At 35.1% G+C, this 2,285-nt stretch carries 3 protein-coding genes and 1 pseudogene; 2 read left to right on the top strand and 2 right to left on the bottom strand.

Annotated features, from left to right (window positions below; genetic code table 11):
• Nucleotides 1-428, bottom strand: a pseudogene (locus Q0977_RS18195) (hypothetical protein); the annotation flags it as partial.
• 58 nt (nucleotides 429-486) lie between these two features.
• Nucleotides 487-1,377, bottom strand: a complete 891-nt coding sequence (locus Q0977_RS18200) for an IS982 family transposase (RefSeq protein WP_299516608.1) — start codon at nucleotides 1,375-1,377, stop codon at nucleotides 487-489.
• Nucleotides 1,378-1,661: 284 nt separating this feature from the next.
• On the opposite strand from Q0977_RS18200, the gene Q0977_RS18345 reads away from it, so the two are divergent.
• Entirely contained in the window at nucleotides 1,662-1,964 is a 303-nt protein-coding gene (locus Q0977_RS18345) for a DUF1430 domain-containing protein (RefSeq protein WP_367269495.1), read from the top strand.
• 1 nt (nucleotide 1,965) lies between these two features.
• Nucleotides 1,966-2,285, top strand: a 320-nt coding sequence (locus Q0977_RS18205) for an ATP-binding cassette domain-containing protein (protein WP_299516610.1), incomplete at its 3' end; no start/stop codon positions are given.

The following is a 2,285-nucleotide window of genomic DNA, read 5'->3' on the forward strand; positions in this document are numbered from 1 at the left end:
GCAGCTTCTGTACCACTATACCCCCATTTTCTGCCTGATGTTCCATTTACAGTCTTTTTTTGAAAAAGATTATAAATTTCTAATTGTGCAGTCGTATAATGCTTTACTCCTTGCCATGTTGTCCATCCATGCGCACGCTTGTGACCAGTGCCATTTATAGTTTTTGTCTCTCCTTTACCAGTATGTCTAGGGGAAGAACGAGCCAGAGCACCAGCAAAGTCTAAATTGATATATAAACCTTCATCTTCTGACCATCCTCCTACGATACTGTTATCTTGGCCAGTGATTGAATTTGTACTCTCTAAACCTTCGTCAATTTTTTTTGATGATTCTTGTTTTAAAGAATTTGCTCCTACCAATGCCGGTGCGGTAATTCCAAATAGGGTTAGCGCAATCAAATTACTAGTAATAATTTTTTTTGCTTTCATAATTGTTCTCCTTTTCTAAGCGTTATTATTATTTGTATTTACCCGAATTGCTAGTTAATTATTTTGCCATCACTTGATAACCAATTGAGTACTTCAAAGTCTCTGGTTGCAATGTTTTAGCTAGCTTGAGAAGAATAGAATATACTAAAAAAATCATTTCTAATTTGAGCTGAAAGCCTTGCGCAGATCTGCTTCTAGATCTTTCAGAACCAAAATGGGTGAAAAAAGAAAACACGCGTTCAATAACTTTTCTGCGCTTTGAAAAGTGTGGGAAAGGGAGTGCTTTCTGCTTCATATTCTTTCTTACGGGAGTAATAAGTTCAATCCCTTTAAGCTTCAGTCTGTCATGAAGTCCCCGACCTAAGTATCCCAGATCACCAAGAACTGTTGATGTTGCATGTTTGCTCAAAAGTTCTTCTGCTGTAGCGCTGTCGGAGTGGGAGGCTGGGGTAATCACGTAGTCAATAAGATATCCAGATTCACTCACTAACGCATGACACTTACAGCCATAGTAGTACTGGTCCTTCGTTGCGTTGTATCCTATATTTGAGTAGTCACCCAATACTTTACTTCTCAAATTTCGAATAGGCTGACAGAGCTGAATAGGAAAGCTGTCAATAATAGACACACTTATTCCTTCAATTTCTTTGAATATAAGTTTTTGGCGCATCTTTTGAATTGTTGGCATGAGGGCATTGCATCGCCGCACAAACCGAGAGTATTCAATGAAATGGGGAAGCATACTAAGTGCCAAGTGATGTTTTGCTCTTACAGTTTCACTACAATGCAGAACGCCCCATAAATAAGCTGCTATGATGAGCGCATCCGATGTACCAAGGTGAACATTCTTTCTATTTCTGACTTGAACTGGAGCAGTAGCGTCATAGAGGGACTCAATGGTGTTTAATAGATAAACAAAAACTTTGGGAAGTGTGTTATAATCATTCATATCAGTCATGCGCTTTCTAAACTTAGTTGGTTAAGAATAGAATAGCATGTCTGGTTTTATTTTGCACTAAAATCAACTAGCAATTCGGGTATTTATTACATAACTCAGTATCTAAATTTAAAGTTGACCATTCTAAAGCAAAGACATACCAATCAATTCGCCCTATTTTAGAAAAATATGATTTATTAGAAACTCACCCCTCTTTAGTATTTGTAAATAACATCAATAAAGTAACCTTTTTACTTACCGTTGGTAATCCATTGAGTTACGCAGTCACTAATGGATTGATTATTTTAGTTTTCTTCTCCATGGTTTTAGCAACAACGCTTTTCTACTTTGAATCATATAAAAAAGAAATTGCTGTAAAATCATTATATGGCTACTCTAATTTTCAAATCTATAAAAAACTGTTCAGCATAGTCAGTGCTGAAGGGGGACTCTTCATAATTTATAGTTTATTACAACCCGATACAACCATACTATTAGAAGCCCTAATATTTTACTTTATAATTGAAGTAATTGTGATACTTATTACTACACATCAATTGAAAAAGGGAATAATACTAGATGTCTTAAAAGGAGAGTAGTATGATAAAAATAGAAAATTTAAAAAAATCTTATAAAAAACATGTTATATTCGATAATTTTAGTCTCGAAATTCCCAAAGGAAAAATGGTCGCTATTTATGGTCCCAGTGGTTCAGGGAAGTCCACACTATTGAATATAATCGGTATGATTGAAGACTATGACGATGGAAGTTACTATTTCGAAAGTTCTTTTGCACCTGCTTATAATAGTACTTCAGCCTTAAAACTTCGCAGACATTATATTTCATATCTTTTCCAAAATTTTGCGCTAATTGAAGATGAAACTATTGAAAAAAATTTGGAGATAGCTCTCATGTATTC

The sequence above is a fragment of the uncultured Rummeliibacillus sp. genome (assembly GCF_934216135.1).
Classification (GTDB): Bacteria; Bacillota; Bacilli; order Bacillales_A; family Planococcaceae; genus Rummeliibacillus.